At 63.2% G+C, this 24,703-nt stretch carries 20 protein-coding genes, 1 tRNA gene and 1 pseudogene; 10 read left to right on the forward strand and 12 right to left on the reverse strand.

All coding sequences use genetic code 11. The features are described 5' to 3' along the window. The first annotated feature begins 149 nt into the window (after window positions 1-149). The 3 genes from FJ972_RS20190 to FJ972_RS20200 all read left to right on the forward strand — a co-directional run bounded on the left by FJ972_RS20190 (window position 150) and on the right by FJ972_RS20200 (window position 2,546). Window positions 150-620 carry an RDD family protein gene (locus tag FJ972_RS20190; RefSeq protein WP_140521755.1) on the forward strand — a complete coding sequence of 157 codons (471 nt, stop codon included), beginning with the start codon at window positions 150-152 and terminating at the stop codon, window positions 618-620. Window positions 621-758: 138 nt separating this feature from the next. Then, a complete protein-coding gene (locus FJ972_RS20195) occupies window positions 759-1,523 on the forward strand; it encodes an arginyltransferase (RefSeq protein ID WP_140494092.1) in 765 nt (254 codons plus the stop codon). 126 nt (window positions 1,524-1,649) lie between these two features. Then, entirely contained in the window at window positions 1,650-2,546 is an 897-nt protein-coding gene (locus FJ972_RS20200) for a DMT family transporter (protein ID WP_140521753.1), read from the forward strand. Here FJ972_RS20200 and FJ972_RS20205 read toward each other — a convergent pair. Together FJ972_RS20205 and parC are read right to left on the reverse strand one after the other, a co-directional pair. Next, window positions 2,534-3,733, reverse strand: coding sequence for an AI-2E family transporter (locus tag FJ972_RS20205; RefSeq protein WP_140515657.1), 1,200 nt, complete (start codon window positions 3,731-3,733; stop codon window positions 2,534-2,536). The two genes, FJ972_RS20200 and FJ972_RS20205, sit on opposite strands and share 13 nt — an antisense overlap. A 243-nt stretch (window positions 3,734-3,976) precedes the next feature. After that, window positions 3,977-6,229 (reverse strand): DNA topoisomerase IV subunit A, encoded by a 2,253-nt coding sequence (gene parC, locus FJ972_RS20210; RefSeq protein WP_140515655.1) that lies wholly within the window; start codon window positions 6,227-6,229, stop codon window positions 3,977-3,979. A 312-nt stretch (window positions 6,230-6,541) separates the two neighbouring features. Between parC and FJ972_RS20215 the strand changes: the two genes are divergently transcribed. Then, window positions 6,542-7,732 (forward strand): hypothetical protein, encoded by a 1,191-nt coding sequence (locus FJ972_RS20215; protein ID WP_140521751.1) that lies wholly within the window; start codon window positions 6,542-6,544, stop codon window positions 7,730-7,732. Window positions 7,733-7,855: 123 nt separating this feature from the next. Here the strand turns inward: FJ972_RS20215 and aspS are convergent, their stop codons facing one another. Both aspS and FJ972_RS20225 read right to left on the reverse strand, forming a co-directional pair. Continuing rightward, window positions 7,856-9,646, reverse strand: a complete 1,791-nt coding sequence (gene aspS / locus FJ972_RS20220; RefSeq protein WP_181167403.1) for an aspartate--tRNA ligase — start codon at window positions 9,644-9,646, stop codon at window positions 7,856-7,858. A gap of 179 nt (window positions 9,647-9,825) precedes the next feature. Beyond that, entirely contained in the window at window positions 9,826-10,692 is an 867-nt protein-coding gene (locus tag FJ972_RS20225; RefSeq protein ID WP_140521749.1) for a LysR substrate-binding domain-containing protein, read from the reverse strand. Between FJ972_RS20225 and FJ972_RS20230 the strand changes: the two genes are divergently transcribed. The 3 genes from FJ972_RS20230 (at window position 10,692) to rnd (ending at window position 14,267) form a co-directional block, all read left to right on the forward strand. Next, window positions 10,692-11,696, forward strand: coding sequence for a DMT family transporter (locus tag FJ972_RS20230; RefSeq protein WP_319023019.1), 1,005 nt, complete (start codon window positions 10,692-10,694; stop codon window positions 11,694-11,696). The two genes, FJ972_RS20225 and FJ972_RS20230, sit on opposite strands and share 1 nt — an antisense overlap. Before the next feature lie 99 nt (window positions 11,697-11,795). Beyond that, entirely contained in the window at window positions 11,796-13,040 is a 1,245-nt protein-coding gene (locus tag FJ972_RS20235; RefSeq protein WP_140494106.1) for an MFS transporter, read from the forward strand. 75 nt (window positions 13,041-13,115) lie between these two features. Continuing rightward, entirely contained in the window at window positions 13,116-14,267 is a 1,152-nt protein-coding gene (rnd, locus tag FJ972_RS20240) for a ribonuclease D (protein ID WP_140494108.1), read from the forward strand. Window positions 14,268-14,297: 30 nt separating this feature from the next. On the opposite strand, the pseudogene FJ972_RS20245 reads toward rnd, so the two are convergent. From FJ972_RS20245 to FJ972_RS20265, 5 genes and pseudogenes are all read right to left on the reverse strand, one after another. After that, window positions 14,298-14,718, reverse strand: a pseudogene (locus FJ972_RS20245) (MAPEG family protein). Between the two features lie 29 nt (window positions 14,719-14,747). After that, window positions 14,748-15,377, reverse strand: a complete 630-nt coding sequence (locus tag FJ972_RS20250; protein WP_140494112.1) for a hypothetical protein — start codon at window positions 15,375-15,377, stop codon at window positions 14,748-14,750. Then, entirely contained in the window at window positions 15,328-16,830 is a 1,503-nt protein-coding gene (gene guaB, locus FJ972_RS20255; protein WP_140494114.1) for an IMP dehydrogenase, read from the reverse strand. The genes FJ972_RS20250 and guaB overlap by 50 nt, the downstream gene beginning before the upstream one ends. A gap of 137 nt (window positions 16,831-16,967) precedes the next feature. Then, window positions 16,968-17,417: a PIN domain-containing protein gene (locus FJ972_RS20260; RefSeq protein WP_140521747.1), complete on the reverse strand. Its 450-nt coding sequence runs from the start codon at window positions 17,415-17,417 to the stop codon at window positions 16,968-16,970. Continuing rightward, complete coding sequence (locus FJ972_RS20265) at window positions 17,414-17,659, reverse strand: type II toxin-antitoxin system Phd/YefM family antitoxin (RefSeq protein ID WP_140521745.1); 246 nt, start codon at window positions 17,657-17,659, stop codon at window positions 17,414-17,416. The genes FJ972_RS20260 and FJ972_RS20265 overlap by 4 nt, the downstream gene beginning before the upstream one ends. 209 nt (window positions 17,660-17,868) lie before the next feature. Between FJ972_RS20265 and FJ972_RS20270 the strand changes: the two genes are divergently transcribed. Further along, window positions 17,869-19,290, forward strand: coding sequence for an MFS transporter (locus FJ972_RS20270; protein WP_140494120.1), 1,422 nt, complete (start codon window positions 17,869-17,871; stop codon window positions 19,288-19,290). Between the two features lie 6 nt (window positions 19,291-19,296). On the opposite strand, the gene FJ972_RS20275 is transcribed toward FJ972_RS20270, so the two are convergent. After that, on the reverse strand, window positions 19,297-20,094 hold the full coding sequence (locus FJ972_RS20275) for an RlmE family RNA methyltransferase (protein ID WP_140494122.1): 798 nt from the start codon (window positions 20,092-20,094) through the stop codon (window positions 19,297-19,299). Between the two features lie 343 nt (window positions 20,095-20,437). Continuing rightward, complete coding sequence (locus tag FJ972_RS20280) at window positions 20,438-21,787, reverse strand: Ppx/GppA phosphatase family protein (protein ID WP_140521743.1); 1,350 nt, start codon at window positions 21,785-21,787, stop codon at window positions 20,438-20,440. 426 nt (window positions 21,788-22,213) lie between these two features. Between FJ972_RS20280 and FJ972_RS20285 the strand changes: the two genes are divergently transcribed. Together FJ972_RS20285 and FJ972_RS20290 are read left to right on the forward strand one after the other, a co-directional pair. Further along, window positions 22,214-23,146, forward strand: a complete 933-nt coding sequence (locus tag FJ972_RS20285; RefSeq protein ID WP_140521741.1) for a lysylphosphatidylglycerol synthase domain-containing protein — start codon at window positions 22,214-22,216, stop codon at window positions 23,144-23,146. A 122-nt stretch (window positions 23,147-23,268) separates the two neighbouring features. Next, window positions 23,269-23,342 (forward strand) — tRNA-Gln (locus FJ972_RS20290). Window positions 23,343-23,380: 38 nt separating this feature from the next. Here FJ972_RS20290 and FJ972_RS20295 read toward each other — a convergent pair. Further along, on the reverse strand, window positions 23,381-24,568 hold the full coding sequence (locus FJ972_RS20295; RefSeq protein WP_181173467.1) for a helix-turn-helix domain-containing protein: 1,188 nt from the start codon (window positions 24,566-24,568) through the stop codon (window positions 23,381-23,383). Between the last annotated feature and the right edge of the window lie 135 nt (window positions 24,569-24,703).

The following is a 24,703-nucleotide window of genomic DNA, read 5'->3' on the forward strand; positions in this document are numbered from 1 at the left end:
CATGTCAGGCGCGAATTCAACCGGCCCGCCGGCCGCTTCCCCCGCCTTGCGCACCGGGAAAGGCTCGATCTTGATTCCGCCATCAGCCTTTACCATTTTCCCAGCAGGTGGGGCGCAGGCTAAGCAGGCCCCTGTTACGAGGAAATTACATGAACGCTCGCGTTCTCGACGGTGAAATCATCAATACCAGGCTCGACGACGTGAGGGCCTATGAAGGCGTACGCACGCGGCGTGTCCTGGCGGTCATGATCGACTATGTCATTGTCGCGCTGCTCATCATCCCTGTCGCCATATTAGTGTTCTTCCTCGGGCTTTTGACCCTCGGCCTTGGCTGGATGCTGTTCGGCGTCCTGGTCCCGGCCGTCGCGATTCTCTACATCTGGAACACGCTTGGCAGCGCCAACCAGGCGACCACGGGCATGAAGATGATGGGCATCCGGCTCGATCGGCTCGACGGCAGGCCGATCGACGGGCTCACGGCAGTGGTCCATTCGGTGCTGTTCTGGGCCGGCAACGTCATCCTGTCGCCGCTGGTGCTGCTGGTGACGCTGTTTTCCGATCGCAAGCGCACGCTGCACGACCTGCTGCTCGGCACGGTGGTCAGCCGCACCGGCCGCTGAGGCGCATTTTCGCAGGCATCGCCGCGGCGTCGGCACAAATGTGAAGGCGTCCGCATGGCCACGCCTTCACAATCCTGTTGAATTTTTCGCTTTCCGCGCCAAAGGTAGAGCGATTCGAAGGAGTGTTTCCGAGACTCGATGACGCAGCACCCGACCCAGTCGCCGCAGTTCTTCCTGACCGCGCCGTCGCCGTGCCCCTATCTCGACGGCCAGTTCGAGCGCAAGGTGTTCACGCATCTGGTCGGCGACAAGGCGTCAGAGATGAATGATCTCCTGACCCAAGGCGGGTTCCGCCGCTCCCAGAACATCGCCTACAGGCCGGCCTGCGAAACCTGCCGCGCCTGCGTCTCCGTGCGCATCCTGGCGCAGGAATTCGTCGCCAGCCGCAACATGAAGCGCGTGCTGCAGCACAATTCCGATCTCGTCGGCGCCATGCACAATGCCGAGCCCTCGACCGAACAATATTCGCTGTTCCGCAGCTATCTCGATGCCCGCCACCGCCGCGGCGGCATGTCGGACATGACGGTTCTGGACTACGCCATGATGGTCGAGGACACCCATGTCGACACCAAGGTCATCGAATATCGCCGGCGCGGGCCCGATACTTTCATCACCGGCAAGGGACAGGGCGAGCTGATCGCGGTGGCGCTCACCGACAAGATGGCCGACGGCCTGTCGATGGTGTATTCCTACTTCAATCCCGACTTCGAGGAGCGGTCTCTCGGCACGTTCATGATCCTCGATCACATCGCTCGCGCCAGGGCGATGGGGCTGCCCCATGTCTACCTGGGATACTGGGTCAACGGCTCGCGCAAGATGAATTATAAGATGCGCTTCATGCCGCAGGAGCATCTCGGCCCGAAGGGCTGGGAGCGCTACACCAACGAAGCGGTCTCACGCTGAGTTTTTCCAAGATCCACGTTTGACTGTTTCAACGCAGGGGATGCTGGTCTTTCAGCCGCTTGGCGGGAGAGTGCGTCATTGCGCCGATCGGCTGTCCCATCTGTATTTCATTACGAAAGTTTGCAAATGACGTCCCACAGCGACCACCAGAAGGGCCTTCTGATAACCGCCATTGGCGGCCTGACGCTGACCCTCGACATTCCGCTGATCCGCCTCGCCGATGGCGGCGCATGGACGATCCTGCTCTTGCGCGGGGCCGCCACCTTCATCGCCGCAATGATCATCTGGGCTGTCTGGCGGGCGCTGAGCCGAAACGCGCCCGAGCTCATTCCAGGCTGGTCGGGACTTGCGGCCGCGATATGCTACGGGCTGACCTCGATCACGTTCGTCACCGCCGTCTTCTACACCTCGACCGCCGACCTGGTGTTCATCCTGGCCTTCAACACGGTGTTCGCTGCGCTCTTGTCCTGGTTGTTTCTCCAGGAAAAGCCGCGGGCGGTGACGCTCGCGGCGATGCTGGTCATGATCCTCGGCGTGCTGGTAATCGTCGGCGGATCTGTCGGCACCGGACACCTGTTCGGCAATTTCATGGCGCTGTGTTCGGCCTTCTTCATTTCCGTGGCCATCACCATTTCGCGGGCCAGCGGCAAGGACATGGGCTTCACGGCGCTCGTCGGGGTGGTTCCGTCGCTCGTGCTGGCGGCCTTCATGGTGTCAGGTGAAGGCATCCATGTGAGCGCGCCCTGGTGGATCATCTTTAATGGCGCCGTGATCATGCCGATTTCGTTCTTCTGCCTGGCGGCCGGCCCCAAATACATCTCCGGACCGGAAGTGGCGATGTTCTACCTTCTGGAGACCGTGCTGGCACCGGTGTGGGTATGGCTGATCTTTTCCGAAACGCCGTCACGCAACAGCCTGATCGGCGGCGCGATCCTGATCGTCACATTGGTGGTCCATTCGGTGTGGCAGTTGCATGACGGACGCAGGCGCCGCGCCGCCCTTGCGGTGCGTCATCCGGCCTGAATCTTCTTCGCCTCGCCGTCGATCTCGATCAGCGACGGCGAGCCTTCCTGTTCAGGGGAAGCAGGCATCTCGTCCATCATTTCCACCTCGCGCAGCCATTCGCGCCAGATCGCCACCAGCAGTGCCATCAGCACCGGGCCGATGAACAGGCCGAGAAAGCCCATCGTCTTGACGCCGCCGATCAGGCCGAAAAAGGTCGGCAGGAAGGGCAGTTTTATCGGCCCGCCGACGAGCTTCGGTCGCAAGGTCTTGTCGACGATGAACAGTTCGACCGTCCCCCAGATGAACAAAGCCAGGCCGGCCACCGGTGAGCCGCTGGCAGCGAGATAGATCGAAACCAGCGTGAAGGACAGCGGTGCCCCGCCGGGAATCAGCGCCATGACCCCGGTGAGCGCGCCAAGCGTCACGGGCGACGGCACGCCGGCCAGCCAGTAGGCGATGCCGAGCACCAATCCCTCGCCGATGGCGATGACGGTCATGCCGGTCACGGTCGAGGAAATGGTCGCCGGCACGACCCGCGAGATGCGCTCCCACCTCGTCGGCAGGATGCGCTCGCCCAGGCGATCGACCTGGCCCGCGAAATGCTCGCCGTCGCGATAGGCGAAGAACAGCGCGATCATCATGAACAAAAGCGTCAAAAGCAGGCCGAAGGCGCTGCCGCCAGCGGCAAGGACGCCGCGATAGATGCTGCCGATATTGGCGCCGCTGACCAGTTGGATCAGTTCGCCGATGCCGCCGGGATGGCCGAGATTGGTCGTCCATTGCTGGTTCAGCCATTCTCCTACGATAGGCAGCGTGGCGATCCAGTGCGGTGTCGGGGCGCCGTGCCGGTTGGTCTCGATCGCCCAGCCGACCCATTCGCGCACCTCGTTGATGGCGTAGGTGCCCGCGAGCGCGATCGGTATGACCAGGAAGGCAAGGATGAACAATATGGCGAAGGTGGCGGCGATGGTGCGGTTGCCGCCGACACCGGCCAAAAGCCGCCGGTAAAGCGGCCAGCTTGCGAAGGCGATGACCAGCGCGGCCAGCACCGGGAACAGGAAGCCGTGGAAGAAATAGACGCCGGCGGCAACGATCAGCACCAGCAGCCAGCGCGCCGCCGAGAGCGGTGGGATGACGGCGGCTCTGAGCGGCGTCGACAGACCGAACAGGCGCTGCCCCGGTTTCTGGATTTTCGCTTCCTTCAAACGCTCGTCTCTCCCCGGCCATCCCGCGGCTTATGCTCTGACATAGTGCAGCAATCGTGACGATAGTTCAAAAGGTGATGGTGAAGCTGCGGATCTCCCCCTCGAGGGGGAGATGGCCGGCAGGCCAGAGGGGGTAGCCGCGCGTAAGGCGCTAGCATTCTTTGTTCAAAGCAATGAGGTTGCGTCCAGTCGAACCGACCCCCTCTGTCGACTTCGGCGGCATCTCCCCCTCGAGGGGGGAGATTACCCAAATTTCCCGGTCCTCGGGAAACCCTTCGGCACCATGCGGCCAGCCGACGCGCGGGCGCCGATCCATTCGGCCAATTCCTCGCGCGACCTTGTAAAGGTGCGGTCGGCCGAATCCTGCCAGGAAAGACCGGTCTCCAGCGTAAATGGCTTGAGATCAAGAAGCCCGCCATCCTTGTATTTCTGCAGCCGCACGCCCTTGCCGCGGCTCATTTCCGGAATGTCGGACAGCGGAAACACCAGCATCTTTCGGTTCTCGCCGACGATAGCCAGATGATCGCCGCCGACCGGCACGCAGCGCTTGGCTTCGTCGGGCGCCTTGACGTTCATCACCTGCTTGCCCTTGCGGGTGTTGGCGACGACCTCTTCCTCCGGCACGATGAAACCGTTGGCGTCATGCGAGACCAGCAGCAGCTTGCGCTTCGGATCGTGGACGAAGGCGGTGACGATGTCCTGGTCATTGTCCATGTCGACGATGATGCGGATCGGCTCGCCATGGCCGCGCCCGCCTGGCAGCCGATCGGCGCCGATGGTGTAAAATTTGCCGCCGGTGGTGAACACCAGGATCTTGTCGGTCGTCTGCGCATGGAAGGCGAGTTTCAGGCTGTCGCCTTCCTTGAACGCAAGCTGCGAATGATCGGTCAGATGACCCTTCATCGCACGCAGCCAGCCCTTTTCCGAGACCACCACGGTGACCGGCTCGCGCTCGATCATGGCATGTGCGATGTCGGTCAGGTCATGCTCGGGCGCATCGGCGAACTGGGTGCGGCGCTTACCGAGCTCGGTCTCGGGGCCGAATTTGTCCCGCAGGCTCGCAACCTCCCACTTGATCGTCCCCCATTGCTTGGCTTCGGACGCAAGCAGCGCCTCGATCTGCTTCTTTTCGGCAGTGAGGCCGTCGAATTCCTTGCGGATCTCGAATTCTTCCAGCTTGCGCAGGGCGCGCAGGCGCATGTTGAGAATGGCTTCGGCCTGGGTGTCGGTGAGCGACCAGCGGGCCATCATGACCTGCTTGGGCTCATCCTCCTCGCGGATGATCTTGATCACCTCGTCGATATTGAGATAGGCGATCAGGTAGCCGGCAAGGATCTCCAGCCGTCTTTCGATCTCGCCGAGGCGATGTTTCGAGCGGCGGATCAGCACGTCGCGGCGATGCTCGAGCCATTCCTGCAGCACGCCCTTCAGCGACAGGACATTGGGCACCTTGCCGCGCGACAGCACGTTCATGTTGAGCGGGAAACGGCTTTCAAGCTCGGTGAGCTTGAACAGCGATTCCATCAGGATGCCGGGATCGACGGAACGGCTCTTGGGCACCAGCACGACGCGGATGTCCTCGGCGCTCTCGTCCCTGATGTCCTCGAGCAGCGGCAATTTGCGCGCCATCAGGAGCTCGGCGATCTTCTCGATCAGCCGCGCCTTCTGCACGCCATAGGGGATTTCGGCGACGACGATGCTCCAGGTGCCCCTGCCCTGGTCTTCCTGGCTCCATTTTGCCCGCACGCGAAAGCCGCCGCGGCCGCTTTCATAGGCTTCGAGGATGGAGGCTCGGCTGTCGACGATGATGCCGCCGGTCGGGAAATCCGGGCCCTGGACGAAATCCATCAGCTTGGCCACCGGCGCGTCCCGATGCTCGATCAGGTGAAGGGCGGCGTCACAAAGTTCGGCCGCGTTGTGCGGTGGGATCGATGTCGCCATGCCGACCGCGATGCCGGACGAGCCGTTGGCCAGCAGGTTGGGGAAGGCGCCCGGGAGCACCACCGGCTCCTCGTCCTCCTCATTGTAGGTCGGCCGGTAGTCGACGGCATCCTCGGTGATGCCCGCGAGCAGCTCGGTCGCCACATCGGTCATGCGCGCTTCGGTGTAGCGCATGGCGGCGGCGTTATCGCCGTCGATGTTGCCGAAATTGCCCTGGCCGTCGACCAAGGGGTAGCGCATCGAAAAATCCTGCGCCAATCGCACCAGCGCGTCGTAGATCGACTGGTCGCCATGCGGGTGGAACTTGCCCATCACCTCGCCGACGATACGGGCGCATTTGGCGAAGCCCTGGTCGGGGTTGAGGCGCAGCAGGCGCATGGCATGCATGATGCGGCGATGGACGGGCTTCAGCCCGTCGCGGACATCGGGCAGCGCCCGGTGCATGATGGTCGACAGCGCATAGGCAAGATAGCGCTCTTCCAGCGCCTTCTTCAGGTCGACCGGTTCGATATGATCGCCGCCACCATTGTCAGGCGGCAAAAGCCTTTTTCCCATGGGCTGGAACTAGCCGAGCGGGTGATTCGCGGCAAGAGGGCAAGCCTTGAAGTGGGTGCATGCCCTGCCCTGCAACACGAAGTCCCAGGCAAGCCCGCCAGCCAACATCAATCCGTTACATGCCGTCTCTATTGCGAAGCGCGACGACGCTCGGCGGCCCGGTCTCCAGCATGTTCGGATCGGGTTTGCCTTTCGCCGCGATTTTTGACCATTGTGGCGGGATGCGCCTTTTTCCCGTCCAGTTCGTCACTGAAGGGTGATGGCGCCAAAAATTGAAAAATAATTTTCAGGACACTCTCAGGGGCATTCGCGATGACAATCAAACGCTCGACTCTCAGGAAACTCGCCTTTTCGACCTTCTTGCTCACATTGCCGCTGAACGCGGCGCTCGCCCAGGACACCGCGGTCGCCGACCGGCTGAAGAGGGCGCTTGCCGCGCAGGGCGTCGATATTTCCTGGACCGGCGTGACCGGCGACAACGCCAGCATGGTGTTGCAGGGCGTATCCATCAAACCGGGCGCGGAAAAAGAAGCCCTTGCGATCGGCGACGTCAAACTCGAAGGCGTGACCGAAGCCAATGGCGGCTATGATATCGCAACCGTGTCGACCTCGGCATTCGAACATAGCAAGGACGGCGTCACCCTCAATTTAAGCCCCCTCGTCATCCACGACATGATGGTTCCGGCCAGCGGCGCCAGCGGCCCGCTGGGCTCGCTGATGATGTACAAGTCCGCCGAACTCTCGAACATGAGGGTCAAGATCGCCGACAAGACCGCTTTCTCGATGGACGGGCTTGCCATCGAAATCACGCCGCCGGCCGACGGCCAAGCGATGAAATTCACCGGCACCACCGAGAAGTTCAATGCCGACCTGACGCTGGTCGAGGATCCCAAATCGAAGGAAGTCATCAACGCACTCGGCTACCAGAACATTGCGGGCAATTTCGAGATGGCCGGCACCTGGCAGCCCACGGACGGCAAGATGGAGCTGTCGAAATACAACATTTCGGTCGAGAATGCCGGCACGCTCGGCATGACCTTCGATCTCGGCGGCTACACGCTCGACTTCATCAAGTCGCTGCAGGAAATGCAGAAGAAGATGGCCGCGCAGCCCGAAGGGGCCGACAACTCGGCGCAAGGCATGGCCATGCTCGGCCTGTTGCAGCAGCTTTCCTTCAACAGCGCCTCGATCCGTTTCGACGACGATTCGCTGACGGGCAAGGTGCTGGACTATGTCGGCAAGCAGCAAGGCATGTCGGGCAAGGATATCGCCAACCAGGCCAAGGCGATCGTGCCGTTCGGCATGGCGCAGCTCAACAATCCGGAGCTGACGGCGCAGGTAACGGCGGCGGTCGGCAAATATCTCGACGATCCGAAGAGCCTCGAAATCTCGGCTAAGCCGCCGGCGTCGGTGCCGTTCGCACTGATCATGGCGGGCGCCATGTCCAATCCGACCGACCTGCCGAAGACGCTCGGCGTCACCGTCAAGGCCAACGAAGACTGATCGAAGCGACCTCGACTTGCTTCAAGATACGAAAAGCCCGGCAGCGATGCCGGGCTTTTGTCTGCGATTCTCAATCGAACGAGTCACTTCGGAGGCTTCTTTAAAGCGCCGTCCGAAGCGCCATCATGCCTCTTTCTTGATCGGTGCGACACGCAGCGACAAGTCGCGAAGCTGCTGCGGCGTGGCTTCCGACGGCGCATTCATCAACAGGTCGTAAGCCTGCTGGTTCATCGGGAACATGGTGATCTCGCGCAGGTTCTTGGCGCCCACCAGCAACATCACGACGCGGTCGATGCCGAATGCCGCTCCGCCGTGCGGCGGGGCGCCGTACTGAAACGCACGGTAAAGGCCGCCAAAGCGCTCCTCGACGGTCTGGCGATCCAGTCCGACCATCTCGAAGGCCCTGACCATGGTTTCGGGCAAATGGTTGCGGATGCCGCCCGAGGCAATCTCGAAGCCGTTGCACACGGCGTCGTACTGGAATGCCTTGATGCCGAGCGGCTCCTGGTTGTTGAGGGCGTCGATGCCGCCCTGCGGCATCGAAAACGGATTGTGGGCGAAATCGATCTTCTTCTCGTCCTCGTTCCACTCGAAGAACGGAAAGTCGACGATCCAGCACAGCTCGAAACGGTCGCGGTCGACCAGGTTCAGTTCCTCGCCGGCGCGGGTGCGCGCAGCACCCGCGAAGGAGACGAATTTCTTGGGATCGCCGGCGACGAAGAAGGCGGCATCGCCATCGGCAAGGCCCAGCTGAAGGCGGATCGCCTCGGTGCGCTCCTCGCCGATGTTCTTGGCAAGCGGACCCGCGCCTTCGAGTTTCTCGCCTTCCTTGCGCCAGAAGATGTAGCCCAATCCGGGCTGCCCCTCGCCTTGCGCCCAGCTGTTCATGCGGTCGCAGAAGGCACGGCTGCCCCCGGTCTTGGCCGGAATGGCCCAGACCTCGGCCTTGGGATCGTTGGCCAGGATGTTGGCGAAGACCTTGAAGCCGGAATCACGAAAATGGTCGGAGACCGCCTGCATCTCGATCGGGTTGCGCAGATCCGGCTTGTCGGTACCGTATTTGCGCATCGCAACATCATAGGGAATGCGCGGCCAGTCCTTCGTGACGGGCTTGCCGTTGGCAAAGGCCTCGAAGACCGATGTCATCACCGGCGCCATGGTGGAAAGCACGTCATCCTGCTCGACAAAGCTCATTTCGAGGTCGAGCTGGTAGAATTCGCCGGGCAGGCGGTCGGCGCGCGGATCCTCGTCGCGGAAGCAGGGCGCGATCTGGAAATAACGATCGAAACCCGAGACCATGATCAGCTGCTTGTATTGCTGCGGCGCTTGCGGCAGCGCATAGAAAGTGCCGGGGTGAATGCGCGACGGCACCAGGAAGTCGCGCGCGCCTTCGGGCGACGATGCGGTGAGGATCGGCGTCGAGAATTCAGTGAAGCCGACCTCGCCCATGCGCTTGCGCATCTCGGCGATGATCTTCGTGCGCGCCACGATGTTCCTGTGCAGCGTCTCGCGGCGCAGGTCGAGGAAGCGGTATTTCAGCCTGATGTCCTCGGGATAGTCCGGCTCGCCGAAGACCGGCAGCGGCAATTCCTTGGCCGCCGAAAGCACTTCGATCTCGCGCGCGAAAATCTCGATCTCGCCGGTCGGCAGGTTGGCATTGGTGGTTTCAGGCAGGCGCGCCTTGACCTCGCCGTCGACGCGGATCACCCATTCGCCGCGCACTGTTTCGGCGATCTTGAAGGCCGGCGAATCGGGATCGGCGACGATTTGGGTCAGGCCATAGTGGTCGCGCAGGTCGATGAACAGCAGGCCGCCATGGTCGCGCACGCGATGCACCCAGCCCGACAGGCGAACGGAAGCGCCGACGTCGCTCTTTCTCAACTGGGCACAGGTATGGCTGCGGTAACGGTGCATTGTCATGGGCAAAAGTCCGGGATGTTGGGTTGCCGGCCGAAGCATCGCGGCCCGGCCTGAAAAATTTGCGCGAAAAGCGCATGGGAGGCCCGGTTTGTCAAGGCGAGTGGGCGGAGGGCCAGGGCAACGAACCCGGGTTGACGGGTTCTTTCGGAGCATTCGCCGGCGCGCAGGTCGCCCTATGAACCAAGGCTTGACAACCGCAGGCGATGCGCGAGGTGATCGACGACCAATGCGGCGCTTGCGGAAGACGTTGTGGCCCGATGAAGGCGGATCTCCGCCCCGGGCAGCGGCGGCACATAAGGGCCAGGATGGACATCGCGCAGGCCGGGCGCGAGCATGCTGCCCTTGACCACGGTAACCGCAAGGCCCTGCTCGACGATCGCCTCCGTCGCGGCAAGGCTCGGGCTGACATAGGCCAGTCGCCACGGCCGGCCCGCTCTGTCGAGCGCGTCAGTCGCCCATGCGCGAAACAAGCAATCAGGGTCCGACAACGCGACGGGCAGCGGATCGAGTTCTTCGACAGAGTGGGTCCTCGCCGCCGCCCATATCGCTCTTTCGCGGCATATCAGATCGCCCTCGGCCACACCTTCCGGATGCATGGCGATGACCGCGTCAAATGATGAGCCGAGCCGTTTCAGCAGCCGCGCCGTGAGGCCGATCTCCATTTCGACCTGCATGAGCGGAAATCGCACGGCGATATCGGCGAGGAGGCGTGGCAGGATCTTGGTGCCGTAGTCCTCCATGACGCCTATCCGGATGCGTCCCGCTACCCGTTGGTTGGAGACACGGGCAATCGCCTGCTCGTTAAGTGCAAGAATGCGGCGTGCGTCGATCAGAAACCCCTCGCCGGCGGCCGTAAGCTCGACATAGGCCGTCGATCGACGGAACAGCGAAATGTCGAGGCGCTCTTCAAGGCGCTTCACCTGCAAGCTGACGGTGGCTTGCGTTCGATTGAGCTGCTCGGCGGCTCGCGTGAAAGAGAGCCGCTCGGCAACGACGACGAAAGTCCGCAACAATTCCGGATCGAGACTCCGACTGCTCATTGCGCAAGCTTATCAAGCTCATTGCATTTATTCGATTCCTTTTACCCGGTTTGCCCGATACCGCTGGACTCCGAACTGGCAGAGGGGAAGCGATGGAAACTGGAGGCGTGCTCGCGGCGATTCTCTCCAGCGCCTTTGGCGGCACCGCTGTCGGTGCAACGCGCTATCTCGCGCGTTCGCTGGATCCGCTCACCATCGGCGCGATCCGGTTCGGGGGTGGTTTTCTAGTGCTCGCCGCCGTAGCGCTTCTGCGGCGGGACAAGTGGCCTGCGAAAAGCGATTGGCCGGGCGCCGCCGCATTGGGCCTGCTGTTCTTCGGCCTATTCCCGGTGCTCTTCAACGGAGCCCTTGTCTACACGACGGCGGCGCGAGGAGCTCTGGCGCTTTCGACGCTGCCTGTGCTCACAATGCTCGCAGGCGCGGTTCTAGGGATCGAACCGCCGACGACGCGCAAGATCGTCGGCGTCCTGGTCGCGATGGCCGGAGTGGCTGTCGCGCTTGGCAGCAGCCTGACGACAGCTCCCCAGGGCGCCTGGCGCGGAGACCTCCTGATGATCGCGGCGGCATTCTGCATGGCGCTCTACAATGTCTGGTCGCGACCTTTTCTCACCCGCTGCGCGCCGACATCATTCGCCGCGTTTGGCATGGCCGTCGGCACGGCCTGCCTGTTGGCGCTGTCGACTTTGACTGGAGGCCTGACGCGACTTGCCGCGCTTGAGGCGTCGCAATGGGTTGCCAGCGGATACCTGGCCGTAATTTGCGGCGCCCTGATCTTCTTCCTCTGGGCGTTCGCGCTTGAACGTGCGCCGCCAACGCTGGTTGCCGTTTCAGTTGCCGTGAACCCCGTGACGGCATCGATCTTCGGCGCCGTCTTTCTCGGTGAGCAAATCAATGCAAACCTAATTATCGGGCTCATCGCTGTCCTCGCGGGAATAGCCATCGCGTCGGGAGCAGCCGGGCGGTTCGCCGTGGGACGTCGAGGAGGCAGGCGCCGACTACCTTGAACAGAAAGGCGGACACATCCTGTTGGCGCGGGGAATTGCCGCTGGTATTGACGGAAGCGATGGTTCAAGAAGGGATCACAGACATGTGATCGCCTCTTAATGTCCTCCATCCGTCCGCTGATCCCGCTCCTCATCGCCGCAGGCATCCTGCTCGGCGGCAATGGGCTGCAAAGCACGCTGATCGCGCTGCGCGGCGCGCAGGAAGGTTTTTCGGCTTCCGACATCGGCCTGATGGGCACGTTCTATTTCGCCGGCTTCCTGCTCGGCTGCCTGGCCGTCACCCGCATCCTGAAGGCGGTCGGCCATGTCAGGACCTTCTCGGCGCTGGCCGCGGCCGCCTCGGCCGGCACATTGCTCCTGGTTCTGGTCATCGACCCGGTGATGTGGTGCGCGGTGCGTTTTGCCGGCGGTTTCTGCTTCGCCGGCCTGTTCACGGTGATGGAGGCCTGGCTCAACTCCGGGGTCAGCAACAAGGACCGCGCCCGCGTGCTTGCCATCTACCGCATGGTCGACATCGGCTCGGTCACCGGCGCGCAGTTCCTCATCCCGATCTTCGGAGCAGGCGGCTTCGCCATATTCGCCATCATGTCGATGATGATCACGCTGTCGCTGGTGCCGGTATCGCTGGGCGATCGCTCCAACCCGACGCCGCCGGAAGACGTCAAGCTCGACCTGGCGCGGGTCTGGCGCATCTCGCCGCTCGGCTGTTTCGGCTGCATCGCCGTCGGCGTCACCAACAGCGCGTTCCGCACGCTGTCGCCGGTCTATGCCGAGCAGATCGGCATGTCTGTCGCCGATGTCGTCACCTTCGTCAGCGTCGGTATCTTCGGCGGCGCACTCATCCAATACCCGCTAGGCTATCTCTCCGATCGCTGGGACCGGCGCTCGGTGCTGCTGGCGACGACATGCTGCGCCATGCTGGCAGCGCTGGCGCTTGCGTTCGTGGCGGGAGCCGACCCGTTTCTCAACTTCCTCATCATCTTCATCTTCGGCTGTTTCGCCATGCCGCTCTACTCGCTGTCGGCGGCGCACTCCAACGACCGCGCCGGCGCGGGCGAGTTCGTTCTGATCAACGCCGCCTTGATGCTGTTTTATTCCTTCGGCGCCATTGGCGGCCCTTTCGCCGCATCGACGGCGATGCAGTATTTTGGCCCAAGCGCGCTGTTCGTGTTCAGCGCGCTGGTCTATGCAATCTTCATCGCCGTCATCCTCTATCGGATGCGGGCACGATCGGGCGTGCCGGCTGGCAAGCGCAGCCGCTTCACCGCGCTGTTGCGCACCTCGACGGTTTTCGCCCGGCTGGCGAGAAGAAACGGCGATCCGGACGGGCCGGACGGGCCGTGATGCGAGCGCCAACGCTTGACGAAAGCCTTCCCGGCTGAAATCTAGGAAGACCCTACTCCTGCCAAAAGCGATTTGATGCACGTCATCACCACCCAAAAAGAACTCGAGACCGTTCTCGCTGCTTTCGAAAAATCGGATTTCGTCACCGTCGACACCGAATTCATCCGGGAAACGACCTTCTGGCCGATCCTGTGCCTGATCCAGATGGCGGCGCCCGGAATAACGGCGCTGATCGATCCGCTGTCGCCAGACATCGACCTGAAGCCGTTTTTCAGGCTGATGGCCAATGAATCTGTCGTCAAAGTCTTCCATGCCGCGCGGCAGGACATCGAAATCATCGTCCATCTGGGCGATCTCGTTCCCCATCCGGTGTTCGATACCCAGGTTGCGGCGATGGTCTGCGGGTTCGGCGACAGCGTTTCCTACGATCAGCTCGTGCAGCGCGTCACCGGCGCGCGGCTCGACAAGTCCTCGCGCTTCACCGACTGGCGCCACCGGCCGCTGTCCGAAAAGCAGCTCGACTATGCGCTTGCCGACGTCACCCATCTTATCGAGGTCTACCAGCATCTCAGCGCCGAACTGGAGCGGGAGAACCGCGCCCACTGGCTGAACGAGGAGATGGACGTCCTGACCTCGCGCGAAACCTACGATCCGCACCCCGAGGATGCCTGGAAGCGGCTGAAGATGCGGCTGCGCAAGCCGCAGGAGCTGGCGATCGTGCAGGCCGTGGCGGCATGGCGCGAGCGCGAGGCGCGCGAACGCGACGTACCCCGCGGCCGCGTGCTCAAGGACGACGCCATCTACGAGGTGGCGCAGCAGGCGCCGCGCGACGCGGCCGCGCTGGCCAAGCTGCGCACGATACCGAAGGGCTGGGAGCGCTCCTCGACCGCGGCGGCGCTGCTTGGCGCGGTCAACACCGCACTAGCTCTGCCCAAGGAGCAATTGCCGAAGCTGCCAAAGAGTTTTCAGCCGCCCGAGGGATCGAGCGCCGCCGCGGAGCTGTTGAAGGTGCTGCTCAGGATCGTGGCCGAAAAGCAAGGCGTCGCATCGAAGGTCCTGGCTTCCAGCGACGACATCGACCGCATCGCTGCCGAAGGCGAAGCCGCCGACGTGCCGGCGCTGCAGGGCTGGCGCCGCGCCGTTTTCGGCGAGGCGGCGCTGAAGCTGGTGCGCGGCGAGATCGGCATCAAGTTCGACAAGCGCAAAATAGCGGTGTTCGATTTGTAGGCGGAGCGCCCCAACGAAGGGGAGTACTGCTCAAACCACCCGGAGCAGGTGCAGCGCGAGCCAGATCCAGCCCAGCAACAGAATGACTGCCCCCAGGGAGAAAGACCGGCTGCGCAGGAGCAGATTGTTGCTGGTCAGGTGAACCCAGGCATGAAAATAGCGGGTCGCGACAAAGATCCACATCAGGGCCAAGGTCAGATAGTTGACGCCGTTGGTCAGGTGCAACATCAGGCACAGCACATAGAAAAGCACCGGCAGTTCGAACTGGTTGCTGAGGTTGCTGGCAACTGTCACGCAGGAGGCCGGCTCGGTCGAGCGCGCCTTGTACTGGCTGACTTTGGCTTCGCCCGACTGGATGGCGACATACCTTGCGCCGGGCCATGGCGCCATAGACGATGTAGACCAGCAACACGTGCGCCAGAACAGGCCAGAAAATCGATGTCTGGTTCATGAACCCTCCCCGCCCGGTGCCGGGTCAGATCAATTCTGTTTCTGACCCGCCAGCCAGAAGACGGCGATGACGATCACCGGAATTGCGAGCAGCGCGAATTTGGTGACGATCAGCGCCGAGGCGAGACCCAGGGAATCGGGATTGGCCGACAGGAAATCCGACAGAAGGCGGGCCACGGCGATGTTCTGGGCGTAGTTGGCGATCGTGTAGGGCAGCACCAGGATCAGTGCGAAGATCGATTGCATCTGGCCCGGAAGCACGCGGAAATTCCTCAACCGCCTTCCCGTTGCCAGGATCAGGCTGACCAGCGTCACCGACAACAGCGCGGGGAACAGAAGATCGAAGGTCAGATAGTGCCAGACCAGGATGATCTCGCCGCCGCGCCGGCCGAGCGCCGTCAGCCAAGCCATGCCTTCATCCGGCGTGAAGCCAAAAACGCGCATGTCGAGCGACGGCAAACCGCCACTCAACTGGCGGAAATAGAAGAACTCCATGAGCGTCATGGCGATGAAAACCGCCACCGATGCGGTGCAAAGGGCGGCAGCGTGGCGCGATAGCCGCAAGATGGTCGCGGCCAGATTGCGCCAGAACGTGTACTGGTCGGGCCGATCAGGCTCCGCCGGGATAGTTGGGGCTTTCGCGGGTGATCGTGACGTCATGGGCGTGGCTTTCACGAAGTCCGGCGTTGGATATGCGCACAAAGGTGGCGCGTTCGCGGAAATCGGCAAGGTCGCGGCCACCAACATAACCCATAGCGGCTTTCAGGCCGCCTGCAAGCTGGTGCAGCACGCCAGACACAGGTCCTTTGTAGGGGACCTGCCCCTCGATGCCTTCCGGCACCAGTTTCAGCGTGTCGCGAACCTCCGCCTGGAAGTATCGGTCGGCCGAGCCGCGCGCCATGGCGCCGACCGAACCCATGCCGCGATAGGCCTTGAAGGAGCGGCCCTGGTGCAGATAGACCTCGCCTGGGCTTTCGTCGGTGCCGGCAAGCAGCGAGCCGATCATGGCGGCACTGGCGCCGGCGGCAAGCGCCTTGGCCAGATCGCCGGAATATTTGATGCCGCCATCGGCGATCACCGAGGCGCCCGATTTGTGCGCAGTTTCCACCGCCGACATGATGGCCGACAGCTGCGGCACGCCGACGCCGGCGACGATGCGGGTGGTGCAGATGGAGCCGGGGCCGATGCCGACCTTGACGGCATCGGCGCCGGCATCGATCAGCGCCTGGGTGCCCTCGGCGGTGGCGACGTTGCCGGCCAGGATGCGCACCGAGTTGGACAGTTTTTTCGCCCGCGTGACGGCATCAAGAACGCGCTGCGAATGGCCATGCGCGGTGTCGATGACCAGAAGGTCGACGCCTGCCTCGATCAGCCGCTCAGCGCGCTCGAAACCGTCGTCGCCGACGCTGGTGGCGGCTGCTGCGCGCAGACGCCCCTGCGCGTCCTTGGTGGCGTGCGGGTTGAGCTGCGATTTCTCGATGTCCTTGACGGTGATCAGCCCCACGCAATTGCCCTGCTTGTCGACGACGACGAGCTTTTCGATGCGGTGCTGATGCAGAAGCCGCTTGGCCTCGTCCTGGTCGACATTCTCCTTGACGGTGATCAGGTTCTCACGGGTCATCAATTCATAGACTTTCTGCGCCGGATCGGAGGCGAAGCGCACGTCGCGATTGGTCAGGATGCCGACCAGCCGGCCGCTCTTGTGGCCGCCGGAGCCGCCATTCTCGACCACCGGAATACCCGAGATCGAGTAGGTGCGCATCAGCGACAACGCGTCGGCCAGCGTCGCGTCGGGACCGATGGTGACCGGGTTGACCACCATGCCGGATTCGAATTTCTTCACCTGCCGCACCTGCTCGGCCTGCTCGGCCGGCGAGAAATTGCGGTGGATGACGCCGATGCCGCCGGCCTGCGCCATGGCGATGGCAAGCCTTGCCTCCGTGACGGTATCCATGGCCGCCGACAGGATCGGCACGTTGAGGTCGATGTCGCCGGCAATCCGGGTGCGGATGTCGGTCTGGCCGGGCATGACTTCGGAATGGCCGGGCTGCAAAAGCACGTCGTCAAAGGTCAGCGCCAGCGCGCCGGTGGACGTTTCGATGATTTTTGCCATGGCCAGCCCTTTGAATGCGGGAAAAGCGCTGGACCGGGATGGACAGCGCGACTCTCTTCTTCCCTTTCAGGATTGGCGGTGGCTGGTACCACGTCCCGGCACGGAAGAAAAGCCGATCGTTGCGGACGCTTCAGCTTCTATTGCGAACCAAGGAAAGCATCCAGCAAAGCGTGACGCGGCGATGCAAAGGGGTTGACGACGGTTACACCGCCCCAGGTGAAGCCGTCCTGCAGGTCTTCCGACAGAAGCAGCCGGCAACCCGTTTGGGATGCAGCCGAAAGAATGACGGCATCCCAGATGCCGAAGCGATGGTCCGCCGCAAGATCGACAGCCATCGTCATCACCTCCGGCGTCGTCCCAGCAACCGGGAACGCGTCGCGCCAGCTAAGCAGCGCATCCCGAGCCTCCTGGCGCGACCTTCCGGCTTTGCGGACGAGGACATTGAACAGTTCACCCAGCACCTGAACCGGAACAATGGCAGCGTCTTGTGGAACCTTGCGCAGCAGTTCGAGAACGTGGTCGCGTTTGGCTACGTTGTTAACGCCCTCTGCGTAGGCAAGAATGTTGGTGTCGAGCGCGACCCTCACAGGTCATCCTCGTAGAGCTCATCGCGGGTCCAGCGTCCTGCATCGGCAACCGGCTGCCGTTCGAGTCGCGACAGCAATGCCGCGCGCGAGCGGGAGGCCACACCCTCGTGCCTCTCCGCAGGCACGATCCGTGCCACCGGCCGACCATGGCTTGTCACGACGTAGCTCTGGCCCTCGCGTACCTCACGCAGGATGCGAGAAAATCTGCGATTGGCATCGGCTGCCGAAACGGCCTCTTCCATGATCATAACGTCCTGTAGTTATTTTCACTACAATAGGGATAGTGTCCGCTTTTTGCAAGCAATCGCGTATCGCAGCCGCCACCGGAGGTTGCGGTCGCATAAAAGTGACAGCAATTTAACACGACATTGGTGTCCAGCCGTGATAACCGCCCTGCCTGCCGGCAAACTCCCGGTCGGCAACATCTGGAATCAAGCCCGGACGCGTTCCTTTGAACCGAACCATTCCGCTCATATTGGCGGTCGCTCTTTTCATGGAAAACATGGATTCGACCGTCATCGCCACATCGCTGCCGGCGATCGCCCTCGACATCCACACCAGCCCGATCGCGCTCAAGCTGGCGTTGACCTCCTATCTTGTGTCGCTGGCGATCTTCATTCCCATCAGCGGCTGGATGGCGGATCGCTTCGGCGCCAAGAACGTTTTCCGCGCCGCGATCGCGGTGTTCATCGTCGGTTCGGTCGCCTGCGCCGTTTCGGGCTCGCTGCCGGCCTTCGTGGTGTCGCGCTTCCTGCAAGGCATAGGCGGCGCCATGATGACGCCGGTCGGGCGCCTGGTGCTGGTGCGCGCCACGCCCAAGAGCGAACTTGTCGCGGCGATGTCCTGGCTGACCGTGCCGGCATTGGTGGGCCCGCTGGTCGGACCGCCGATCGGCGGCTTCATCACCACCTACTTCACCTGGCACTGGATCTTCCTGATCAATGTGCCGATCGGCCTGATCGGCATCTGGCTGGCCACCCGCTTCCTGCCGGAAACCGAATCGATGGAGACGCCGCCGCTCGATTTCGTCGGCTTCGTGCTGAGCGGGCTGGCGGCGTCCGGCGTCGTGTTCGGCCTGTCAGTGATCAGCTTGCCCTATCTGCCGCCGGCGACCGGCTTCATCACCGTGGGCGTCGGGCTGGTGTCGGGCGCTCTCTACCTCATGCATGCGCGCCGTGCCAGGAACCCCCTGCTGGCGCTCGACTTGTTCCGCAACCAGGTATTCCGCTCCTCCGTGCTTGGCGGCGGACTTTTCCGCATCGGCATCGGCGCCGTGCCGTTCCTGCTGCCGCTGATGTTCCAGATCGGTTTCGGGCTGACGCCGTTCCAGTCCGGCATGATTACCTTCGTCTCCGCGATCGGCGCCATCGGCATGAAATTCGTCACAGCGCTGATCTTCCGCGTCGTCGGCTTTCGTCGCGTGCTGATCGTCGGCTCGCTGGTGGCCGCCGCGTCGATCGCCGTCAACGGCCTGTTCACGCCCGATACGCCCTATCTCTTGATGCTGGCCATGCTGTTGGTGGGCGGCTTCATCCGCTCGATGTTCTTTACCGGCATCAACGCCCTCGCCTACGCCGAGGTTTCAGCCGAGGACACAAGCAAGGCAACACCGATCGCCGCCGTGTTCCAGCAACTGTCGATCGCGCTGGGCGTGGCGGTTGCCGGCGGCATCCTGGAAGTATCGACGGGTATCCACGGCGGCCCGTTGACATTGCCGGACTTCCATACCGCCTTCTTCATCGTCGCGGCAATTTCCGCCGCCGCATCGCTGTCGTTCATGCGGCTGGCGCCCGATGCCGGCAACGCCGTATCGGGCCACGGCCGCCTGACCATGCCCAAGCCGCTGGAACCGGTGAGGTCGCCGGGGGAGTGAGACGGTTCAGCCGTCGCCGTCCGCCGGCCCTTCGCCATGGCTCCGTGCGCTCAAGTTCTTCGAGACATCCACTGGACGTTCCGATCCGCCTGATGGCGGACCGGATTCTCGCCCTTTGAAATCCTTCGCCAGTAGATACAGCTCCACCGACTCATCGCGCGACGCAGGCGGCTTGACGTGGTGGACGGACCGGAAATTCTTCTTCAGCATCGAGAGCAGCTCGTTTTCGGCGCCGCCCTGGAACGTCTTGGCCAGGAAGTGGCCGCCCGGCTTCAGCACCGACAGCGCGAAATCGGCGGCCACCTCGCACAGATGCATGGTGCGGATGTGGTCGGTCCGCTTGTGGCCGGTGGTGGGCGCCGCCATGTCGGACAGCACGACATCGGGATCGCCGCCAAGCGCCTCGGCCAGCTTCCGCGGCGCCTCGGGATCGAGGAAATCCATCAACAGCACCGGCGCGCCGGGCACCGCATCCATCTCGAGATAGTCGATGCCTACGACATGCGGATTTTCCGCGGTCGATTTGGTCCGCGCGGCCGCGACCTGGCACCAGCCGCCGGGGGCCGCACCGAGGTCGATCACCTTCATGCCGGGTTTCAGCAGATGGTGCTTGTCGTCGATCTCGATCAGCTTGTAGGCTGCGCGCGAGCGGTAGCCGTCAGCCTTGGAGCGCTGGACGTAGGGATCGTTGATGTGGCGCTGCAGCCAGCGGCGCGACGATTCCTTCAGCCCGCTTTTCTTCTTGATCCGCGTCTTCAGCACGCGAATGCCGGCTGAGCCCGGCTTTTCCGGTTTCTTGGTCATTGGTTGACTTCTTGTCCAAGTTTTCTCGCTTGCCGGGTTGTGGCCGTTTTTCGGCGGCAGCGCGTTTGGCAAACGGCTTCCCCCACTCCGTCGCTGCTTCGCAGCGCCACCTCTCCCCCCTCCGGAGGGAGAGGAAGGGCGCCAAGATTGGCTAGCTCGCGCCATTCCTCTCCCCCGTCGATCGGGGGAGAGGTGTCGAGCGAGGCTCGACGGAGTGGGGGTCGACTGTTCACCGGAGCAACGCTTCCGCCTGGTTGCCCGAGCGTGACTTCTGGACAAACGGAACCGTTTGTTCGCGAAAACCGGTCGCCACTTTTCGCTGACGCGGTCCTGCGGTTCGGGATCATGTTCTGCCGCGCCCATCGTTGCGCCAGACGCCGTCATCGGCCATCAGCTCGCTCAATATGCCCTCGCGCAGGCCGCGGTCGGCAACGCGCAGCCGCTCCGACGGCCACACGGCGCGGATCGCTTCCAGGATGGCGCAGCCGGCCAGCACCAGGTCGGCGCGGTCCGCGCCGATGCAGGGATTGGCGACACGCTGCTGGAAATCCCAGCCGACAAGTTTTTCCACCATGCGGTCGACGCTGTCCCTGTCCATCCACAGGCCGTCGACGCGGCGGCGGTCGTAGCGCTCGAGATCGAGATGGACGCCGGCAAGCGTCGTCACCGTTCCGGAAGTGCCCAGCAGATGAAATTTCGGGCTGGCCTTGAGGTGGCTAAGCCGATCGCGGCCATCGAAGGCGGCGAGCCGGGCGGCGACGTCGTCGACCATGGCGCCAAAAATCTCGCGCGTCACCGTGCGGCCGCCGAAACGCTCGGCCAGCGAGACGACGCCGACCGGCAACGACGTCCATGACACGATATGGTTGGCGAGCCGCGGCGAGCGGCGGCCGGTGAGATCGATCAGCGCGATCTCGGAGGAGCCGCCGCCGATGTCGAACAGCACGACGCCCTGCGTGTCGCGCTCGACCAGCGAACCGCAGCCGGACACCGCGAGCCGGGCTTCGGTCTGTCGGTCGATGATTTCGAGCTTGAGGCCAGCCTCGCGCTCGACGCGCTCAAGGAATTCGACCCCGTTCGCCGCCGAGCGGCAGGCCTCGGTGGCGATCAGCCGCGCCTTTCTGATCTTGCGGTTGCGCAGTTTCTCGCCGCAGACCTTCAGGGCCTCGACCGCGCGGTCCATCGCCGGTTGGCCGAGGCGGCCGCTGGCCGTGAGCCCCTCGCCCAGTCGCACGATGCGCGAAAAGGCGTCGATGACGCGAAACTGGCCATGACGCGCCGGCACGGCGACCAGCAGCCGGCAATTGTTGGTGCCGAGATCGAGCGCGGCGAAGACCGGCAATTCCGGCATCGGCGGCCGACGAGCCCCCGATTCGGGCCGAGCCACCGCGATGGGCGGTGTGGCTATGCCTGCAAGCGCCGCGCCAGCCGCAGCGGCGCGTGCCGTCGGCGCCCCGTTCGCCGCGGGACGGATATCGTCGCGCGCAAAAACCTTGCGCCCGCGCCGGCGTTTGCGCCTTTTCTTGGCCTTGCCCTTTTGATGGTGGTTCGCGTCGCTCGCCTGCCCGTCGGCGGAGCGTGGCTCCGTCGGGCGGCGTTGCTGCCATTTGGCGGTCCCCGGGCCTGCCGGCCCCGGGGAAGCGCTGGACGCGCCCACCTCCGGCGCGCCGGCGCCGGTGTCGCGGTCTTCCACTGTCGTTCCTTCCGGCGCCGCGCGAACCGGCGAACGGACGCAGCAGGCGCTTCTTTGTTTCAAGTTGGCGCCAGACTAGCAGCGCCGGCCCGGATCACCAAGTGCCGCATGGCACGAATTTTGCCGGCTGTCCGCAAACCGCCTGCTGCCGCGTCTTACGCAAAGTGGGGGTAAACAGCGACTTTCAGCACAAATGCATGCGGAGACGGTCGCATGGCCGGGCCGATATTCCCGCTCGGCTGTCGATTTTCCGCCTCTCGACGACGATAACGATTGCGGCTTGCCATAGCGGCAAGGCCCGGCGGTTGAATAGCCGGCTTCGATGAGGCATCTCTGAAATAGAGGGGGCAAAGCGATCGGAATCGCCGACCGCTTTCCCGCGATGACAGCGAAGGCAACGGGCCCGCAACGCATGGCAGTCAGGCAATGAACTGGAGACGCTATTTCTGGCCGGTCGTCGGCATCGGGGCGGTGATTTTCTCGCTCCTGCTGCTCTGGCACGAATTGCGCGGCATTTCGCTGGATGATGTCTGGGACGGCATTGCGGCGATCCCGGCGCGCGGCTGGATCCTCGCGGGGCTGAGCTCGGTTGTCGCCTATGCCTCGCTCGCCGGCTACGACCACATCGCGCTCCTGCATATCGGCAAACGCGTGTCGTGGCTGTTCGTCACGCTGTGCTCCTTCACCACCTACGCGCTGTCGCACAATATCGGCGGCTCGGTGTTTTCGGGCGCCGTCATCCGTTATCGCGCCTATGGCACGAGGGGATTGAGCGGACAGGACGTCGGCGTGCTGGTGGCGATCTGCTGGATCACCTTCGTGCTGTCGACGGTACTTGCCTCCGGCCTCGTGCTGGTGTTCGAACCGCAGATCATCGATCGCTTCTCCGGCATTGCCCATCACGGCCTGTCGCGGGCGGCGGGCATCGTCATGCTTGCCGTCGTCGCCGCCTATATCTTCGGCAGCTGGCTGCATCTGCGGCCGCTGAAGATCGGCAGCTTCCAGATTCATTATCCGGCCCTGCCGATCGTGGCGCGGCAATTGCTGATCGGCCCGATCGAACTCCTGGCGGCAGCCGCGATCATCTTCTTTGCCCTGCCCGAGGCCCATAACCCCGGCTATTTCGTCGTGCTCGGCGTGTTCCTCGTCTCCTTCTCGATCGCGCAGATCTCGCACGCGCCGGGCGGGCTGGGCGTGTTCGAGGTGGTGTTCCTGGCCGGGCTCTCCGACATGGACCCCGTGGGCGTGCTGGCGGCCCTGCTGGTATTCCGGCTGTTTTATCTCATCGTCCCGCTGTTTCTGGGCCTGGGCATCGTGCTCTATTTCGAGCGCTCGCAGTTCGGGCGGACAGGCAATTGAAAGCCGCGCCGAAACATCACAATTGAAACACCGGCAGGCTTGACTATTTTCTGCTGGCGGCTACAAGGCAGCGCTCACAGCGGTTCGCCCGCTCGGCCCGCGCGGTTCATGACCTCGCCTGCTGGGGAATAGGTTAACGGTAGACCCACGGACTCTGACTCCGTTAGTCCTGGTTCGAATCCAGGTTCCCCAGCCAGCTTCACTCGGGTCCGTTCCGGACACATAGGTTACGGTTTATACCGGAGACATGGGTAACACTTTTGGCCCGAAGGGGTTTTGGAGTGGTTCGAGCCTGCATGTCTCATCATCGAAATATCCCAAATCGTAGTCCATGAAGCTAGCCAGCCAGATATGGTCCTCGACCTGTTTGATGCCGACGATCTGGCCGGCAAAGACAAGGCTGAGGTTGATCTTCTTTCTGTTATAGCAGATGCGGCCGCAGGTGGTGACGGTGACGGCCTTGTCGTGAAACGGATAGTCGAGGTCTGGTAGGCCGGCATAGGGACGCGTTGAGGGCGCGTAGCGCTCCGCCGGGTAGTCCATGTCGAGCGCCTGGTGCGGGCGTTCTGAGTTGAACTCATCGATGAAGTCATCGAACCTGGCCTGCTGTTGAAGGAAATTGGCACCAGCCGGTTTGGTGGTTTCCTTCTTCAGGGTGAGGTGCATGCGCTCATGACGCCCGTTCTGCTGCGGGCAGCCCGGCTTGATGCGCTCGATGTCGATGCCCAGGCGCAGCCACCAGACCGACAGCTTGCTGAGGTTGAACAGCGCATTGGGGCTGGCGAAGGGAACGCCATTGTCGGTCCTGATCGCGCTGGGGAGGCCGAACTCTTTGAAAACGCTTTCGAACACGGTGAAGGCATAGGCTTCCTTGGTGGTCGAGAGCGCCTCGCAGGCGATGAGATAGCGGCTGGCAAAGTCGGTGATCGTCAACGGATAGCAATAGCGCCGATCGGCGAGCATGAACTCGCCCTTGTAGTCGGCACACCACAGATCGTTGGGGCGACAGCCGTTTGAAAGCGGTGTCCCCGTCGCCCGGTTTCGCCTGCGCTTGCGGTGCTCGACCAGGCCGTGGCGATCGAGCACGGCGTGCACCGTCGAGATCGCCGGCCGGTGCACATCCGGATACAGCCGGGCCAGCCGCTCGCGTATCTTCGGCGCGCCCCATGTCGGCTTGTCTTGCTTGAGGCGCACAATCAGCTTCTCGATTTGAAACGGAAGCTGATTGGCGTGGCGATAGGGCCGACGCGATCGATCCGTCAGCCCCTCCAGGCCGCTACCGTTGTAGCGCGCGAGGATCTTGTAGCCGGTCTTGCGCGAGATATCGAACTCTCGGCAAAGCACGGCCATCTTCTCACCGTCCAGCAGCCGGGCGACGAACTTCAGCCGCTCTTCCATGACGTTACACTCCTTCCAAGGCACCTTGCTCTCCTTGCAAAGGGCCGAAAGTGTAACCCATCTATCCGGAATGAACTGTCACCCATCTCTCGGGAAGGGCATCCCACCGTCCGCACCAGACCAACCAGCCTGATCCGCCGTCTCGCGATCGAACAGGCA

The sequence above is a fragment of the Mesorhizobium sp. B2-1-1 genome, from assembly GCF_006442975.2.
In the GTDB taxonomy this organism is placed as follows: Bacteria; Pseudomonadota; Alphaproteobacteria; order Rhizobiales; family Rhizobiaceae; genus Mesorhizobium.

What these genes read in the sequence shown, in the direction of transcription:
- FJ972_RS20200 (WP_140521753.1), top strand. Translation starts at nt 1,650, where the DNA reads ATGACGTCCCACAGCGACCACCAGAAGGGCCTTCTGATAACCGCCATT.
- parC (WP_140515655.1), bottom strand. Translation starts at nt 6,229, where the DNA reads ATGGGAAAAAGGCTTTTGCCGCCTGACAATGGTGGCGGCGATCATATC.
- rnd (WP_140494108.1), top strand. Translation starts at nt 13,116, where the DNA reads ATGCACGTCATCACCACCCAAAAAGAACTCGAGACCGTTCTCGCTGCT.
- aspS (WP_181167403.1), bottom strand. Translation starts at nt 9,646, where the DNA reads ATGCACCGTTACCGCAGCCATACCTGTGCCCAGTTGAGAAAGAGCGAC.
- FJ972_RS20215 (WP_140521751.1), top strand. Translation starts at nt 6,542, where the DNA reads ATGACAATCAAACGCTCGACTCTCAGGAAACTCGCCTTTTCGACCTTC.
- FJ972_RS20285 (WP_140521741.1), top strand. Translation starts at nt 22,214, where the DNA reads ATGAACTGGAGACGCTATTTCTGGCCGGTCGTCGGCATCGGGGCGGTG.
- guaB (WP_140494114.1), bottom strand. Translation starts at nt 16,830, where the DNA reads ATGGCAAAAATCATCGAAACGTCCACCGGCGCGCTGGCGCTGACCTTT.
- FJ972_RS20235 (WP_140494106.1), top strand. Translation starts at nt 11,796, where the DNA reads ATGTCCTCCATCCGTCCGCTGATCCCGCTCCTCATCGCCGCAGGCATC.
- FJ972_RS20275 (WP_140494122.1), bottom strand. Translation starts at nt 20,094, where the DNA reads ATGACCAAGAAACCGGAAAAGCCGGGCTCAGCCGGCATTCGCGTGCTG.
- FJ972_RS20195 (WP_140494092.1), top strand. Translation starts at nt 759, where the DNA reads ATGACGCAGCACCCGACCCAGTCGCCGCAGTTCTTCCTGACCGCGCCG.
- FJ972_RS20250 (WP_140494112.1), bottom strand. Translation starts at nt 15,377, where the DNA reads ATGACGTCACGATCACCCGCGAAAGCCCCAACTATCCCGGCGGAGCCT.
- FJ972_RS20225 (WP_140521749.1), bottom strand. Translation starts at nt 10,692, where the DNA reads ATGAGCAGTCGGAGTCTCGATCCGGAATTGTTGCGGACTTTCGTCGTC.
- FJ972_RS20265 (WP_140521745.1), bottom strand. Translation starts at nt 17,659, where the DNA reads ATGGAAGAGGCCGTTTCGGCAGCCGATGCCAATCGCAGATTTTCTCGC.
- FJ972_RS20190 (WP_140521755.1), top strand. Translation starts at nt 150, where the DNA reads ATGAACGCTCGCGTTCTCGACGGTGAAATCATCAATACCAGGCTCGAC.